The sequence below is a fragment of the Acinetobacter sp. A2 genome, from assembly GCF_012371325.1.
Classification (GTDB): domain Bacteria; phylum Pseudomonadota; class Gammaproteobacteria; order Pseudomonadales; family Moraxellaceae; genus Acinetobacter.
Genome location: NZ_JAAZQX010000003.1, coordinates 57,925 through 73,593, shown reverse-complemented (window position 1 = coordinate 73,593; position 15,669 = coordinate 57,925). Strand labels below are relative to the sequence as shown.

Annotated in this window: 11 protein-coding genes; 6 read left to right on the top strand and 5 right to left on the bottom strand. The window is 42.4% G+C overall.

What is annotated here, in order from left to right:
- The 4 genes from HHA43_RS02200 to HHA43_RS02185 all read left to right on the top strand — a co-directional run bounded on the left by HHA43_RS02200 (position 1) and on the right by HHA43_RS02185 (position 5,616).
- A complete protein-coding gene (locus HHA43_RS02200; protein WP_168541631.1) occupies positions 1-3,180 on the top strand; it encodes an efflux RND transporter permease subunit in 3,180 nt (1,059 codons plus the stop codon).
- Positions 3,180-4,625: a multidrug efflux RND transporter AdeIJK outer membrane channel subunit AdeK gene (gene adeK / locus HHA43_RS02195; protein ID WP_168525145.1), complete on the top strand. Its 1,446-nt coding sequence runs from the start codon at positions 3,180-3,182 to the stop codon at positions 4,623-4,625. Before HHA43_RS02200 ends, adeK begins: the two co-directional genes overlap by 1 nt.
- A 144-nt stretch (positions 4,626-4,769) precedes the next feature.
- Positions 4,770-5,126, top strand: a complete 357-nt coding sequence (locus HHA43_RS02190; RefSeq protein ID WP_168417998.1) for a YbjQ family protein — start codon at positions 4,770-4,772, stop codon at positions 5,124-5,126.
- 31 nt (positions 5,127-5,157) lie between these two features.
- Positions 5,158-5,616: a YbjQ family protein gene (locus tag HHA43_RS02185; RefSeq protein ID WP_168417997.1), complete on the top strand. Its 459-nt coding sequence runs from the start codon at positions 5,158-5,160 to the stop codon at positions 5,614-5,616.
- A gap of 48 nt (positions 5,617-5,664) precedes the next feature.
- Here HHA43_RS02185 and HHA43_RS02180 read toward each other — a convergent pair whose 3' ends face one another.
- Both HHA43_RS02180 and HHA43_RS02175 read right to left on the bottom strand, forming a co-directional pair.
- Positions 5,665-6,471, bottom strand: a complete 807-nt coding sequence (locus HHA43_RS02180) for an SDR family NAD(P)-dependent oxidoreductase (protein ID WP_168417996.1) — start codon at positions 6,469-6,471, stop codon at positions 5,665-5,667.
- Between the two features lie 42 nt (positions 6,472-6,513).
- Positions 6,514-7,182 (bottom strand): hypothetical protein, encoded by a 669-nt coding sequence (locus HHA43_RS02175; RefSeq protein ID WP_168541629.1) that lies wholly within the window; start codon positions 7,180-7,182, stop codon positions 6,514-6,516.
- A gap of 251 nt (positions 7,183-7,433) precedes the next feature.
- On the opposite strand from HHA43_RS02175, the gene HHA43_RS02170 reads away from it, so the two are divergent.
- Positions 7,434-10,328 (top strand): valine--tRNA ligase, encoded by a 2,895-nt coding sequence (locus HHA43_RS02170; RefSeq protein ID WP_168525084.1) that lies wholly within the window; start codon positions 7,434-7,436, stop codon positions 10,326-10,328.
- Between the two features lie 415 nt (positions 10,329-10,743).
- Here HHA43_RS02170 and HHA43_RS02165 read toward each other — a convergent pair whose 3' ends face one another.
- On the bottom strand, positions 10,744-11,790 hold the full coding sequence (locus HHA43_RS02165; protein ID WP_168461205.1) for a molecular chaperone DnaJ: 1,047 nt from the start codon (positions 11,788-11,790) through the stop codon (positions 10,744-10,746).
- 175 nt (positions 11,791-11,965) lie between these two features.
- Between HHA43_RS02165 and HHA43_RS02160 the strand changes: the two genes are divergently transcribed.
- A complete protein-coding gene (locus tag HHA43_RS02160; RefSeq protein ID WP_168525086.1) occupies positions 11,966-12,643 on the top strand; it encodes a DUF421 domain-containing protein in 678 nt (225 codons plus the stop codon).
- 284 nt (positions 12,644-12,927) lie between these two features.
- On the opposite strand, the gene HHA43_RS02155 is transcribed toward HHA43_RS02160, so the two are convergent.
- Positions 12,928-14,049: a porin gene (locus tag HHA43_RS02155; RefSeq protein WP_168461207.1), complete on the bottom strand. Its 1,122-nt coding sequence runs from the start codon at positions 14,047-14,049 to the stop codon at positions 12,928-12,930.
- Between the two features lie 128 nt (positions 14,050-14,177).
- Complete coding sequence (locus HHA43_RS02150; protein WP_168461209.1) at positions 14,178-15,455, bottom strand: MFS transporter; 1,278 nt, start codon at positions 15,453-15,455, stop codon at positions 14,178-14,180.
- Positions 15,456-15,669: the final 214 nt, after the last annotated feature.

Here is a 15,669-nt window from a genome sequence, read left to right as displayed (position 1 = left end):
ATGGCACACTTTTTTATTCATCGCCCCATTTTTGCGTGGGTGATTTCATTGGTGATCATGCTGGCGGGGATTATTACCCTCACCAACATGCCAATTGCCCAATATCCGACCATTGCACCGCCAACGGTCACCATTGCTGCGACTTATCCGGGTGCATCTGCTGAAACTGTTGAAAATACAGTGACTCAAATTATTGAGCAGCAAATGAATGGTTTAGATGGTCTGCGCTACATTTCATCGAACAGTGCGGGGAATGGTTCTGCATCAATCACCTTGAACTTTGAGCAAGGGATTGACCCTGATATTGCACAGGTTCAAGTACAGAACAAGCTACAATCTGCAACGGCTTTATTACCAGATGACGTACAACGTCAAGGGGTGAAAGTCACCAAATCAGGTGCAAGCTTCTTACAGGTTTTAGCCTTCTATTCGCCAGATGAAAGCCTTTCTGCAGATGACATTAAAGACTATGTCAACTCCAACATTTCTGAACCGCTTAGCCGTGTTGCAGGTGTGGGTGAAGTACAAGTATTTGGTGGCTCATACGCCATGCGTATTTGGATGGATCCAGCCAAAATGGCAAGCTTGCAAGTTACACCAAGTGATATTGCACAAGCCATTCGTACCCAAAACGCTCAGGTAGCTGTAGGTCAATTGGGTGGTGCACCATCTGTTCAAGGTCAGGCGTTGAACGCAACGGTTACTGCACAAAGCTTGCTACAAACACCTGAACAATTTAGCAATATTTTCCTCAAAAATACCGCTTCAGGTGCTCAAGTTCGCTTGGGTGATGTAGCACGTATTGAACTTGGTGCAGACAACTATCAGTTTATTTCTAAATACAACGGTAAACCTGCTGGTGGTGTGGCAATTAAATTGTCTACTGGTGCCAACGCGCTAGATACCGCTGCTGCTGTAGAAGAACGCTTAAAACAATTACGTCCAAACTACCCTGCGGGTTTAAAGGATGAATTGGCGTTTGATACCACGCCATTTATTGAACTTTCAATCAAGAGTGTGGTTAAAACGCTGATTGAAGCAATCATCTTGGTATTTATTGTGATGTTCCTGTTCTTACAGAACTGGCGCGCCACCATTATTCCAACCATGGCTGTGCCTGTGGTGGTTCTCGGTACTTTTGCCGTGATCAATATGTTTGGTTTCTCCATCAACACCCTCACCATGTTTGCCATGGTACTCGCCATCGGTCTTCTGGTCGATGATGCGATTGTTGTAGTGGAAAACGTAGAACGTGTCATGGTGGAAGAACATCTTGATCCTGTGGCTGCGACTGAAAAGTCCATGAAACAGATTTCAGGTGCACTGGTCGGGATTACCTCAGTACTGTCTGCGGTGTTCATTCCAATGGCATTCTTTGGTGGAACAACAGGGGTTATTTATCGTCAATTCTCAATCACCCTTGTGACTGCCATGGTGCTGTCACTGGTTGTTGCCTTGACCTTTACCCCTGCCCTGTGTGCCACCATTCTCAAACAGCATGATCCAAACAAACCTGAAAGCAACGGCGTATTTGCCCGTTTCTTCCGTTGGTTTAACCGCAGCTTTGACAAGATTTCAGTCAAATATCAAGGCGGTGTAGACCGTATGACCCACAGCAAAATTTTCTCAGGAATTTTATATGCAGTGGTGTTGGGTATTATTGTGTTGTTGTTCCAGAAACTTCCATCATCGTTCTTACCTGATGAAGATCAGGGTGTGGTGATGACACTGGTGCAACTCCCACCAAATGCGACTTTGGAACGTACTGATGCCACGATGACCAGCATGACTAACTTCTTCAGAGAAAATGAAAAAGAGCATGTGCAGTCGGTGTTTAGTGTTTCTGGCTTCTCGTTCTCGGGTGTTGGTCAGAACGCTGGTATGGCATTCATTAAGTTAAAAGACTGGAGTGAACGTACAAGTCCAGAATCACAAGTGGGTGCCATTATTCAACGTGGTATGGCGCTGAACATGATTGTGAAAGATGCGACCTACATCATGCCATTACAGCTGCCAGCAATGCCTGAATTGGGTGTGAGTGCAGGCTTTAACTTACAGCTGAAAGATGCTGCAGGTAATGGTCACGAAAAACTCACCATGGCACGTAACATTGTCTTGGGTGAAGCAGCCAAAGACCCTCGCTTAATAGGCGTACGTCCAAATGGTCAGGAAGATACACCACAGTACCGTATTCTGATTGATCAGGCGCAAGCAGGTGCAGCAGGTGTCAGCATTGCTGAAATCAACAGCACGATGGGCATGGCTTGGGGTGGTTCGTACATCAATGACTTTATTGACCGTGGTCGTGTGAAAAAAGTTTATGTTCAAGCTGAATCAGACTCACGCATGATGCCTGAAGACCTAAACAAGTGGTATGTGCGCAATAACCGTGGTGAAATGGTACCGTTCTCTGCCTTTGCAACAGGTGAGTGGACTTATGGTTCGCCGCGCTTAGAACGCTATAACGGCGTATCTGCCAAGAACATTCAGGGTGCACCTGCTCCGGGCGTCAGCTCAGGTGAAGCAATGCAAGCCATGGAAGAAATTGTCGCTAAATTACCGTCTATGGGCTTAAATGGCTTTGACTATGAATGGACAGGCCTATCGCTAGAAGAACGTGAATCGGGCGACCAAGCACCGTTCTTGTATGCGTTGTCTTTACTGATTGTATTCCTGTGTTTGGCAGCCTTGTATGAAAGCTGGTCTATTCCATTCTCAGTACTCTTGGTCGTACCGTTAGGGATTGTCGGGGCATTATTGCTCACCTTTGGGGGCATGATCTTGTTCAAGAACCCGAACCTATCCAATAACATTTACTTCCAAGTGGCAATTATTGCTGTGATTGGTTTGTCTGCGAAAAACGCCATTTTGATTGTAGAATTTGCCAAAGAGCTACAAGAAAAAGGTGAAGACCTATTTGAAGCCACTTTGCATGCTGCAAAAATGCGTTTACGTCCAATTATTATGACCACCCTTGCCTTCGGTTTTGGTGTATTGCCACTTGCTCTTTCATCTGGTGCAGGTGCAGGTAGCCAACATTCAGTCGGTTATGGAGTCTTGGGCGGTGTAATTAGCTCAACCTTGTTAGGGATCTTCTTTATTCCAGTGTTCTACGTTTGGATCAGAAGTATCTTTAAATACAAACCAAAACAACAAAATCAACAGGAGCATGTATCGTGATGCAAAACTTATGGTCTCTTACAGGCCGTGGCATTGCGGTTTCTGCCCTTGCGCTTGCTTTGACAGCCTGTCAAAGCATGCGTGGGCCAGAGCCCGTCGCTCAGGCGAGTATTCCGAGCAGCTATACAGCAACAGCAACGGGTACATCGGTTGCCGAACAAGGCTATAAAGATTTCTTTGCCGACCAGCGCTTATTGCAAGTGCTGGATATGGCACTGAACAATAACCGTGATTTGCGCACTGCAACCCTGAACATCCAGCGTGCGCAGCAAGCTTATCAAATTACAGAAAACAACCAATTGCCTACCATTGGTGCTAGCGGTGGCGTACTACGTCAAGATCAGGGCAATGGATTAGGTACACATACCCGTTATAACGTCGGCTTAGGTGTTACTGCCTATGAGCTAGATTTTTGGGGTCGTGTACGCAGCCTAAAAGATAATGCCTTAGATAACTTCTTGGCAACTCAAAGCTCACGTGATGCCACGCAAATTGCCCTGATTGGTCAGGTTGCACAAGCATGGCTGAACTACTCTTTTGCCAATGCCAATTTAAAACTGGCAGATCAGACGTTAAAAACGCAGCTTGAATCTTACAATCTGAACAAAAAGCGTTTTGATGTTGGTATTGATAGCGAGCTGCCTGTGCGTCAGGCGCAAATTTCTGTAGAAACGGCACGTAATGATGTTGCTAACTACAAAACCCAAGTTGCCCAAGCACAAAACTTGTTGAACTTGCTGGTGGGTGAACCTGTTCCAAACACTTTGCTACCTGCACAGCGTGTTACCCGCATTACGAAAAACAATGCAATGGGTGCAGGCTTACCAAGTGACTTGCTGACCAACCGTCCCGACATCCGTACTGCCGAGTACCGACTGTCTGCTGCAGGAGCTAACATTGGTGCGGCCAAAGCACGTTTATTTCCAAGCATCAGCCTAACAGGCAATGCTGGATATGCGTCAACAGATTTAAGTGATTTGTTTAAATCGGGCAGCTTTGTGTGGGCAGTTGGCCCAAGTCTAGACCTGCCAATTTTCGATTGGGGTACACGCCAAGCCAACATCAAAATTTCAGAAACCGATCAGCAAATTGCTTTGGCAGATTATGAAAAGTCAATTCAGTCTGCATTCCGTGAAGTGAATGATGCCTTGGCAGTTCGTCAAAATATTGGGGACCGTTTAGCTGCTCAAAAACGCTTGGTTGAAGCAACCAACACGACTTATAAGCTTTCTAATGCACGTTTCCGTGCAGGGATTGACAGCTACTTAACCGTGTTAGACGCTCAACGTACCGCTTATGCCGCAGAGCAAGGTTTGTTGCTACTTGAGCAAGCCAATCTGAACAATCAGGTCGAGTTGTACAAATCTTTAGGTGGCGGTGTAAAAGCCAATACTTCAGATGCAACTTTACAACCTGCATCATCGGCTGAGCGGAAAGCGCAGTAATTTAGTACAGCAAAACATAATTAGATGGTGAAACCACACCATTTACAAAGACCTAAATCAGCTCACTTCGGTGGGCTTTTTTATTGCTTTTTTGAGGTACATTCCATATCTTCAGTAGATTCGTTTCTCTTCACTCAAAAAAATATGTTACTCAGCAATCTTGAATCTGTTCCGGGGCATCGCATTTCCCGCCAAATTGATGTGGTATATGGCAGCACTGTGCGCAGTAAACACGTTGGGCGTGACTTATTGGCTGGACTCAAAAATATTGTAGGCGGTGAATTAACTGCCTATACCGAACTTTTAGAAGAGTCCCGTCAAGAAGCCATGAACCGTATGATTGAAAAAGCACGTGGTTTAGGTGCAAATGCCATCGTCGGAATACGTTTTTCTACATCCAATATTGCGCAAGGTGCTTCGGAACTGTTCGTTTACGGCACTGCGGTTGTAGTTGAAGCTGACATCCCTAAACTTCCAGACCCTTTCCCTGTGCAAAATTAAGACTGGGGTGATTTGATGGGGATAACACCACATGGATAATTTAATTCTACAAATTATTGTCTTTGCTGTTTTGTTTGCTGTTGGTTTTGGCTTTGGTCGACATAATGAGCGCAAACATTTCAAATATTTGGCAGAGCAAGAACAGCGCTTAAGCTATATTCGGGTAGATAACAACCGTTTTCAAACTAGCACCCAGACGGGACAATTAGTACACAGTAATGTGGTGATTTCACATGATTATTTTAAGTTTGTGATTGCCAACATCCAGAATTTTTTTGGTGGTCGTTTAACCAGTTATGAAAGCATTGTTGAGCGTGCACGTCGTGAAGCAGTGGTGCGCTTAAAACTTGAAGCTGAAAAAGTAGGTGCAACTCAAATTATGGGACTGCGTTTAAGTACCACAGAATTAGGGATGCAAGGCGGCATGGTCGAAGTCTTTGCTTATGGCACGGCGATTCATTCTTCCACCACACTTCCTCATGCACACTAAAATGAAAACAGTATCATCATCTAGATGATGATACTGAGAGCCTTTAACTCACTTGACCTTAGTCTTACGTATCATTTTATATAAAGCGCTTGGTGATAATCGAGACACCAATACACCCAGCTTTTCTTTAGCACCACCCACTACAATATATTCTTCCCCTGCCATCAAGGCTTTTACTGTGGTTTTGGCAAATTCATCTGCATCTAAACCATTTTCAATGGCTTCATCTTGATGCCCTTGTGGCTTGCCTTCACCATTAAGCGCATTAAAAGATACATTGGTGTTCACAAAGCCTGGGAAAATCACCGAGACCTGTACCCCCTGCTCTGCCACTTCGGCACGTAAACTGTTGGCCCACATGTGAATGGCACTTTTCGCTGCTGAATAGGAAGCACGATATTGAGTACCTAATAATGCCGCAACACTAGATACAAAAATAATGCGCCCGTGTTTTTGCTGTAAAAAGGTCGGCAAGACTGTTTTGGTCAGAAATACTTGTGAAAAATAATCGACTTCCATAATGGTGCGTTCGGTTTGCATGGTGGTATCTGCAATTAAGGCACGCTGACTTAAACCTGCGTTATTAATTAACCAGTCAATCCGCCCTTTACGTGCCAAAACTTGCTCATAAGCATGCAAAACCTGACTTTCATTGGTGATGTCTGCACAGACTGAAAGATGGCGTTCAGGGTTTAATAAACTCACACGTACTTTTTCCAACTCTTCATAACGGCGTGCTGTTAAAATGACTTGCGCACCCTGTAAAGCACATTCTTTGGCCAGTGCCTTACCAATTCCTGAAGATGCGCCTGTAATCCACACCACTTTATGTTCTAAATTTTCTCGTTTTGCCATAACCGTTTGTCCGCGTTATTGAAGAATCTAAGTCATTAAAATTTAAGCTTTCAGCTGTGCAGGATGCTGTAAAAAACCAAGAAAATGGTTCGAATAAATTTCTGCACTTTCTAAATCAAATTGCTTACCCATTTTTTCCAGACGTTTATAGCCCAGTTGCGTGGTTAACTGAATCACACCGTTTAAGGTTTTATCGACCACCAAATTAAATTTCAGCATTTTTTTCGGATCACGAATTAAACAGCTTACGCCTTGATCAATAATTTGAACAAATCCTTTAAAGGCAGGGTCAATATAGGCACTGTTGCCCTGCTTAATCTGCTCAATATTACCTAAAGTTTCTTTGATTGAAATGCTATCTACAGGATAGGTTAAAACTGCCTGACCTGCCTGTTGATCCATCATCTCGGCCAAATAATTAACCATAGGCGTTAAGCGTTCATTGCCAAAAAATGAAACCGACCACGGCATATATTTTTGCATGGTATCGGTTACCTGTTGAATGGTTTTTTCAGACTCATTGTCTAGCGCATGTTTAGAGCGTGACATTTCACCAAACAACTGCTCAATCACTTCACAGGAAATTTCGGTTAAGACTGCTCCTAAAGGTTTGGCCAAACTTTCGGTTTCACCTGCATTGAACTGTTGATGCAATTGTTGAAATTTTTGATAGGTTTCTGGTTTTAATTTTAATGCTACAGCATAAGTCATAACTGAACTTGCCTATTTTGACCGTATTGATGTGTTGTCATCTATTTTAAAACTCCTTGCTTAATCCCAGTTTAAAACCGAGTAATATGCAATGAGCATCTTCAAGTTTTTATCATCCCTGTTGCTCATCATACGATGAGTTTGCCCAACTGCCAATTGCAAGAAGTTTGACGATACTGAATCTCGCTTAGCTGGCAATTTTTTTGCTACAATAGACGCAATTTTTTATTCACTTTTAACCTGTTCTTACTATGACTGATTCAGCGCAAAATATTGCTACAACCTACGATCCAACCGAGATCGAGAAAAAATGGTACAAGACTTGGGAAGACAACGGCTATTTCAAGCCGTCTGAAAAGGGTGAATCATTCTGTATCATGATTCCGCCGCCAAACGTCACTGGTAGCTTGCACATGGGTCATGGTTTTAACAATGCCATTATGGATGCCCTAACTCGTTTTAACCGTATGTCGGGTAAAAATACCTTATGGCAACCAGGTACAGACCACGCAGGTATTGCCACGCAAATGGTGGTTGAGCGTCAATTGGGTGCACAAAACATCAGCCGCCACGACTTAGGCCGTGAAAAGTTCATTGAAAAAGTTTGGGAATGGAAAGAACAATCTGGCGGCAACATTACCCGTCAAATCCGTCGTTTAGGTTCTTCGGTAGACTGGTCACGTGAACGCTTCACCATGGATGAAGGCTTATCGAATGCGGTGAAAGAAGTTTTCGTGAAATTACACGAAGAAGGTTTAATTTACCGTGGTAAACGCTTGGTTAACTGGGATCCAAAATTACAAACTGCACTTTCTGACTTAGAAGTTGAATCAGATAAAGAAGAAGCAGGTTCATTGTGGCACTTTAAATATTTCTTTGAAGACAAGTCACTGCGTACGCACGATGGCAAAGATCACATCGTCGTTGCAACCACTCGTCCTGAAACGTTGTTAGGTGATACAGCTGTTGCTGTTGCGCTAGATGATGAACGCTATGCACATTTGGTAGGTCAAAACATCATCCTGCCAATTACAGGTCGTGCCATTCCAATCGTTAAAGATGAATATGTGGATAAAGAATTTGGTACTGGCTGTGTGAAAATCACGCCTGCACACGACTTCAATGACTATGAAGTGGGTAAACGCTGCGAATTGCCAATCATCAACATCTTCAATAAAAATGCGGAAGTATTGGCTGAGTTTGAGTACATCGCAAAAGCGGGCGAGCAAATTTCTAAAACCATTGCTGCACCTGCAGACTACATTGGTTTAGAGCGTTTTGAAGCACGTAAAAAGTTAGTTGAACAAGCAGAAGCTGAAGGCTGGTTAGATCAAATCCAACCATACACGCTTAAGCCACCTCGTGGTGACCGTTCAGGTGTGATCGTTGAGCCATTATTGACAGACCAATGGTATGTGAAGATCGCTCCTCTTGCACAACCTGCAATTGAAGCAGTACAAGATGGTCGTATCAAGTTCGTGCCTGAGCAATACAGCAATATGTATATGGCGTGGATGAACAACATTCAAGACTGGTGTATCTCACGTCAATTGTGGTGGGGTCACCGTATTCCTGCTTGGTACGATGCGCAAGGCAATGTATTTGTTGGCCGTGACGAGGCTGAAGTTCGTGCGAAAAACAACATCCCTGCCGATGTTGAATTGAACCAAGATGAAGACGTACTCGATACATGGTTCTCATCGGGACTTTGGACATTCTCCACTTTAGGTTGGACTGGTGACGAAGCGAAGGATAAAGAAAACTATTTCTTAAATACCTTCCACCCGACTGATGTATTGGTGACTGGTTTTGACATCATTTTCTTCTGGGTGGCGCGCATGATCATGATGACCATGCACTTCATGAAAAACGAAGATGGCACACCACAAGTACCGTTCAAAACTGTGTATGTACACGGTTTGGTACGTGACAGTGAAGGTCAGAAGATGTCTAAATCGAAGGGGAACGTGCTTGACCCACTCGACCTGATTGACGGTGTAGATCTTGAAACTTTAGTACAAAAGCGTACGACGGGATTGATGAACCCGAAACAAGCAGCGAAGATTGAAAAATCAACCCGTAAAGAATTCCCTGAAGGTATTCAAGCATACGGTACAGATGCAGTTCGTTTTACTTTCTGTGCACTTGCAAACACAGGCCGTGACATTAAGTTCGACATGAAACGTGTTGAAGGTTATCGTAACTTTGCCAACAAAATCTGGAATGCAACCCGTTTTGTATTAATGAATGTTGAAGGTCAAACTGTAGGCCAAGAAGTACGTCAAGACCTTTGGGAGTTGCCTGAGCAGTGGATTGTCAGCCGTTTACAAAAGGCAGAACAGGCTGTTCACCAAGCGTTTGCAACCTACCGTTTAGACTTGGCTGCGCAAGCAATTTATGACTTTATTTGGAATGAATACTGCGACTGGTATGTAGAGCTGACTAAACCTGTTCTGAATGACGAAAATGTTTCAGAAGCGCGTAAAGCCGAAGTTCGCCGTGTATTACTTGCAGTGATGGAAGCATCTTTACGTCTTGCACACCCAATCATGCCGTACTTGACTGAAGAAATTTGGCAAACACTTGCACCAATGATTGGCTTGGGTGGTGAAACCATCATGCTTGCGCAATACCCTGTTGCTGAGCAAGCGCTCATCAATGATCAAGCTGAAGCAGATATGCAATGGTTACAAGGTTTGATTGGTGCGGTGCGTAACATTCGTGGTGAAATGGGTCTAGGTAATGCACGTTTGTTGCCTGTTCTGCTTCAAAACACAACTGATGCTGAAAAAGCACAGATCGCACGCATTGAACCATTGTTTAAAGCATTGGCAAAAGTTGAGAGCATTACATTCTTGGCAGATGGCGAACAACCACCATTGTCTTCATCTTCTGTCGTTGGTCACGTATCTGTATTCGTTCCAATGAAGGGCTTAATTGACCCTAAAGCGGAATTGGGTCGTCTACAAAAAGATTTAGACAAGGTTCAAAAACAGCATGCCCAAATTGCAACTAAACTTGCGAATGAAGGTTTTGTGGCGAAAGCCCCTGCTGCTGTGGTTGAAGGCGAGAAAGTGAAACTTGCTGAATTTGCTGACCAGTTAGCGAAGATTAAAGCGAATATGGAGCAAATTGCGGCGCTTTAATTTATTGCTAAAATATTAAAAATAAAGCTAAAATCCTCTCATAATTGAGGGGATTTTTTTCATGTCTGTATTAGAATCTATAACGCAAAATAGAAGAATTTTAAAGTTTGTTGATAAATCTATTTTAGATTTATCAACGGCTTTGTTGCATAAATATGTAAGCATCTGATTTAAATAAATTTAATTTTGGATCAAAAAATAATCAAAACTTTTAAAATCATATAGTTATGAAATCTTTGTGCAACAAAGCCTATGAGCGGCAAAAAAATTCAAATTATAGATAATTTACTCGAAATTGACTTATCAACAGCTACCTCTGGGCAAATGCAAGATGCTCTGTTAAAAATCATTGAGGCTATGCGTAGTAAATAAGATTATTCCATATATTTACCTCTCTCGCTAAGTTAGAGGTAAATCATAAAACCTGATGCTCCAACAGCATCTCCAACCCACTCTCTTTCCCCATAAAACTTAGCCGTTGCTTCTCCGCTTTAAGCTGTTGCTTCACCGCAGATGCATCCGCATCAATCTGCTTATATAAATTAGCAATATTCAATTGTCCTTTGGATTTCTGCACCGCAATTTTGGCTTTATTTGACCAAACCAGTGAGTTAATCAATTCCTGAATTTGATTTTGCAAGGCTTGGCTTTGGGCTTCTAAAGCCTGTTGGTAAAACTTCACTTGCTCCACACTTAAACCTTTATTTGTACCCTGTTTACTTTGTTCTACTTCAAGCTGCAGTTTCAGTAAAAAGAATAAATCTTCCTGTTCATAAGCCGCATTAGCACGTTGTAAAAGTTCAGTCTTTTCTGCTTTCTTAGATTCATCAGGTTCACGGTCAGGGTGAATAATCGAGGTAATTTTTAAATAAACCATTTTAAGCGATTGATTCACCATCTTTTCAGCTTGAGCTTGCTTATCTTGCTGACGTTTTAACTTGGCCTGCTCTCGTACTTGTTGATATTGTTCGCTGTTCCAATTTTCATCATAACTTTCATTTTCAGTATCTAAAGTTTCAGGCACATCAAAAGACGTTTCCATTTTCTTTTTAGATTTCTGCTTAGATTTTTTATTCTGGCTATATTCACTTGCCTGTGCATAGTAAATATACATCTTTTCCACTTCATCTACCTGCATTTGGGTTAACAAATGCGAACCTTGCAACAAGCAAGTGAGTGCCTGAATTTTATCTTCAACAGTTACCGTATCTGACTTACTTAAATGGTAATGACTGAGGCTATTCCACAGCGTCTGCATCTGCTCATACAGCGTGCGATATAACTCACGATAAGCAGGCATCAACGCCTTTTGACTATAAGCACGAATTTCATCTTTGGCATTTTGCCAAGCAAGCAATAACCGTTTTTGCTGTTCAATCTGCTCAATCAACACATTTAGTTTTTTATGCTGTGGTGTAACTTCAAGCACCGTTTGAGGTGTAGCGCTTAATGCAAAAGTCATAGTTAAAATTAAAGTAAAAGGTAAATTGTATTATGCCGTCATGCATACAACTCGCATAGTCACGGCTTGATTGGTTTCTCCCGTAGCAGAGCCACTTATAAACTTCACAAAAACACTAAAAAATGAGTAAGTTAAAGTTGCTACATTGCTAAAAGCATCTTAATGAGTATAACGCATGGACGTGCAGCAGATTTTTATTCACGACACCACTTGGGTCTTTGTTGCCGAATTGATTATTCGTGCCGCACTCATGTTTGGCATGATCATTATATTTTTACGGCTAACAGGTAAACGTGGCGTACGCCAACTGTCTATTTTTGAATTGGCTATTATTTTATCGCTCGGGTCTATTGCTGGCGACCCGATGTTTACCGAAGATTTGCCATTGGTACATGCTTTAGTGGTCATGGCGGTGGTGATTGCCATGTATCGCCTCATTACATGGTTAATGATGAAATACCAAGCCTTTGAAGATTTGGTGGAGGGCAAATCACTTTATATTGTAGAAGATGGTGAACTGGTTTTAGAAAAGATTAAACTGGGCAAAATGTCGCATGATGAATTCTTTGCAGAAATGCGCCAGCAAGGAGTTGAACATTTAGGTCAGGTGCGTGTTGGTTTACTGGAAAGTGATGGCAAATTCAGCATGTTATTTTTTCTAGGCGAAGCAACACGATACGGCTTGCCGTTATTCCCTAAAGCCTGCCAAGCCATTCACCGTACAGAACCGCATACCTACTATGCCTGTATGTATTGTGGTCATGTCAGTTTACTCGAACATGCCAATGTCGTCTGTCCACGTTGCAGCAAACAGCAATGGACACAAGCCATTAATACGCCTTATCGCGCTTAGTAGATTCACACGGGATCGGTTTAAAAACACCCATGCGACTTAAGCTGTCGCAGTATTGTCATAATTTAGATTTATACTGTACCCGCTGCTTCGGTGATGCACTGAATGCGCAAATAATAATTTGCATCCATCATAAAAATTTAGTTACGTATCATGCACAATGTAGATGCGTCTTATACTCCAGCGACTCCGTCAGGGTCGCTTTTTTATTGATATTCACTTAATACACATATTTCAGAAGTCAAAACAGGGCGCTGTCATACAACACCCTGTTCTGTAAAAATTTAAAACTTATATTCAAACCCTGTGCCCACCACAGGCTGTTTGGTTTCTGCTGGCCCTTGTTCTAAGGTCAGTAAACCTGCATAAGCATAAGTTTTCAGCTGTTTATTCAATGCATACTCTGCCCCTGCGAATAGTTGCTGTGCATCAAAGTCTGCTTGTGCGCCCTTAAAGCGAGTTGTATTTTGGCTGTATTGTGCTTTCAGTGTCCATGCCTTTATAGCAGACAGATTATATTCAGCACCAATTAACCACCCTTCAGAATCATCAATTGTGGCGGCTCGCGTATCATTCCCCGCAACTGCAGCAACTTCCGAAGTTTGATATAAAGTCTTTAGTACAACTCCATGATTTAAATTCACTCGGCCAATTGCACGTAGGGTATCTGCTGCTGCAAAAATGGCCTTAACTTCCCCAATTTCACCCTGTTTGGTATTTAAAATACCCCCGCCTGCAAAATTGGATGGAATTGCTTTGTCATACCCCACACCAAGCAACACTGTTTGGTTGTCATAAACCAGTGAACTCGAAAAAGCATCTCCTAAACCACGACCTGCTACTTTAGATGCGCCCTTGCCTTTGGCAATACCAGAAGCTTCACCTGAAGCCAATAGTAGCGTAGCTTTTAGCTGTGCATCATTCAGTTTAAATGCAGGCGATTCATAAACCACCACATTATCTATGCGGTTTTCACCTGTAAAAATGCCCGCTACATCGGCTTTGTTATCGACATAGTTATTAACGTTATCTACCGCACCAGAAAGTTGTTTCAGCGGTGTATCAATTTTGCCGACTTTGACCGTCCCCAATTGCGCATCTTTAAGCCCAACAAATAAATTGCGTGGCACAAAAGTATCTGAATTGGATTCTCCATCATCTACATGAATGGTGAATTCTGCCTGATACAGTGCATTTAAACGCTCTGTAACTTTTTCTTCCCCTTTTAGCCCAACAAAAGAGCTATTTGAATTAATTTCCACCACATCACGCTGATTCACCCCTGCCCGATTATCTTCTGACAGATAATCAATCGAGACATCAATCTCGCCATAAAATGACGGCGCTGCAAAGACAGCACTAGAAAAAAGACTAAGCGCAAGCGCTGTTGCAAGTTGAGTTTTCATGTTGTTTCATCCTGAGAAATCATTTGCAACAGATGTTACAGCGCTGTCATATTGATAAAAATAAATTAATTTTTATAAATTTATCTTATATTTATCATTAAACTTGCTGTTCTTGATTGCCAATTTAATCAATAATCAGGATGGGGTAATTTGGCCTTTTTTGACCATTTCAAAATCGGAACAAGACATAACAATGCCACCACACAAATCAGCATCAGGTAATGGGCATAGCCTAAAACATCGCCCAAAATACCGCTCAATGTATATAACACTCCACTGATGGTTGCCATAATGGCCACCTGAAATGTGAAATCTGTGCCTGCGTATTGCTTACGGCTGTATTGCATAATTAAGGTCAGCATGACCACCAATAACATGGCAGAACATAAGTCTTCTGCTGCATTAATACTATAAATGAGCCAGTGTGGAACGTGAGTTTGCTGTTCATATTGCCAAGCCAAATAAGCATAGGCCGCTAAACTCAAAATTTTCAGTACCGAAAAAATCAGTAAGGCTTGCATGCGTGAGTACCATTTCAGCATCAAGCCCGCAATGCCTGCGCCTAACAAAGCCGCTAGCGCACCTAACATGGTCACATAAATACCAATTTGAGAAAAACTTAAACCTAAATCGACCATTAACGGTTTCAGTAATGGGCCAGAAAGACCATCAGCAATTTTAAAACTGAGCAAGACCCAGAGCCATGCGTACAACACAGGTGTTTCTACAAAATATTGTAGATATTCCCGAATAGCAGCAAGACGTGCGCGAAATGACATTTTGACCAAAGGTTGAGCAAGTGCTCGCTTGGAAGCATGCTGTGGTTCTTTAAACAGCAAAATGGGTAAAGTATTTAAAAAAACCAATGCCGCCAAAATCAAAAAAGTTTTTTGCCAGTCTAGCCAGTCCAATGCCCACAGAATTGCACCACCGCCAACAATAAAGCCAAGTCGAGAGCCAACCACCTGAAAAGTATTGCCCCAATGTTGCTGCTTGGCCTGTAAAATATTGACGGCCAAACCATCGGTGGCAATATCCTGCGTAGCACCGACTAAATTCATACTCAGCAAAGCCACAAAAAACACCCACAAATAAATAGGATGATTTAAAGACTCAATGGGTAAAAACGACAGCCCAATCAGTACCAACACGCTAAGCCACTGACAAGGTAAAATCCAGCTACGGTAATGCCCTAGCGGTTGATAACCCAAACGATCAACCAAAGGTGCCCAAAATACCTTAATTGACCACGGCAACATCAATAAACCAAAACCACCGATATGCGCTAAAGACACACCTTGCGCCCGTAAAATAACAGGCAAGGCATGGGTCATAAACCCAACAGGTAAACCCTGCGCCCAATATAAAGAGAACAGTAACAAATAGGTCTGGCGCAAGTTGGGCATGGCTTCTCAATCAAAATATTGGTAATCAATCAAAATAGCGCAGTACTGCACTAAAATTTTGAATCATGGATTGTTATTTTTCATCATTTTCATCATCAGATTTCGACTATTTTGCCAATGAATCAGACAAAGCGAAAGTCTAATATCTTGAATAGATTTAGATGCATGCGTCATGATATGGCATCTACATCGTTGTTCTTTATGCACGTCAGGA

What these genes read in the sequence shown, in the direction of transcription:
- HHA43_RS02200 (WP_168541631.1), top strand. Translation starts at nt 1, where the DNA reads ATGGCACACTTTTTTATTCATCGCCCCATTTTTGCGTGGGTGATTTCA.
- adeK (WP_168525145.1), top strand. Translation starts at nt 3,180, where the DNA reads ATGCAAAACTTATGGTCTCTTACAGGCCGTGGCATTGCGGTTTCTGCC.
- HHA43_RS02190 (WP_168417998.1), top strand. Translation starts at nt 4,770, where the DNA reads ATGTTACTCAGCAATCTTGAATCTGTTCCGGGGCATCGCATTTCCCGC.
- HHA43_RS02185 (WP_168417997.1), top strand. Translation starts at nt 5,158, where the DNA reads ATGGATAATTTAATTCTACAAATTATTGTCTTTGCTGTTTTGTTTGCT.
- HHA43_RS02180 (WP_168417996.1), bottom strand. Translation starts at nt 6,471, where the DNA reads ATGGCAAAACGAGAAAATTTAGAACATAAAGTGGTGTGGATTACAGGC.
- HHA43_RS02175 (WP_168541629.1), bottom strand. Translation starts at nt 7,182, where the DNA reads ATGACTTATGCTGTAGCATTAAAATTAAAACCAGAAACCTATCAAAAA.
- HHA43_RS02170 (WP_168525084.1), top strand. Translation starts at nt 7,434, where the DNA reads ATGACTGATTCAGCGCAAAATATTGCTACAACCTACGATCCAACCGAG.
- HHA43_RS02165 (WP_168461205.1), bottom strand. Translation starts at nt 11,790, where the DNA reads ATGACTTTTGCATTAAGCGCTACACCTCAAACGGTGCTTGAAGTTACA.
- HHA43_RS02160 (WP_168525086.1), top strand. Translation starts at nt 11,966, where the DNA reads ATGGACGTGCAGCAGATTTTTATTCACGACACCACTTGGGTCTTTGTT.
- HHA43_RS02155 (WP_168461207.1), bottom strand. Translation starts at nt 14,049, where the DNA reads ATGAAAACTCAACTTGCAACAGCGCTTGCGCTTAGTCTTTTTTCTAGT.
- HHA43_RS02150 (WP_168461209.1), bottom strand. Translation starts at nt 15,455, where the DNA reads ATGCCCAACTTGCGCCAGACCTATTTGTTACTGTTCTCTTTATATTGG.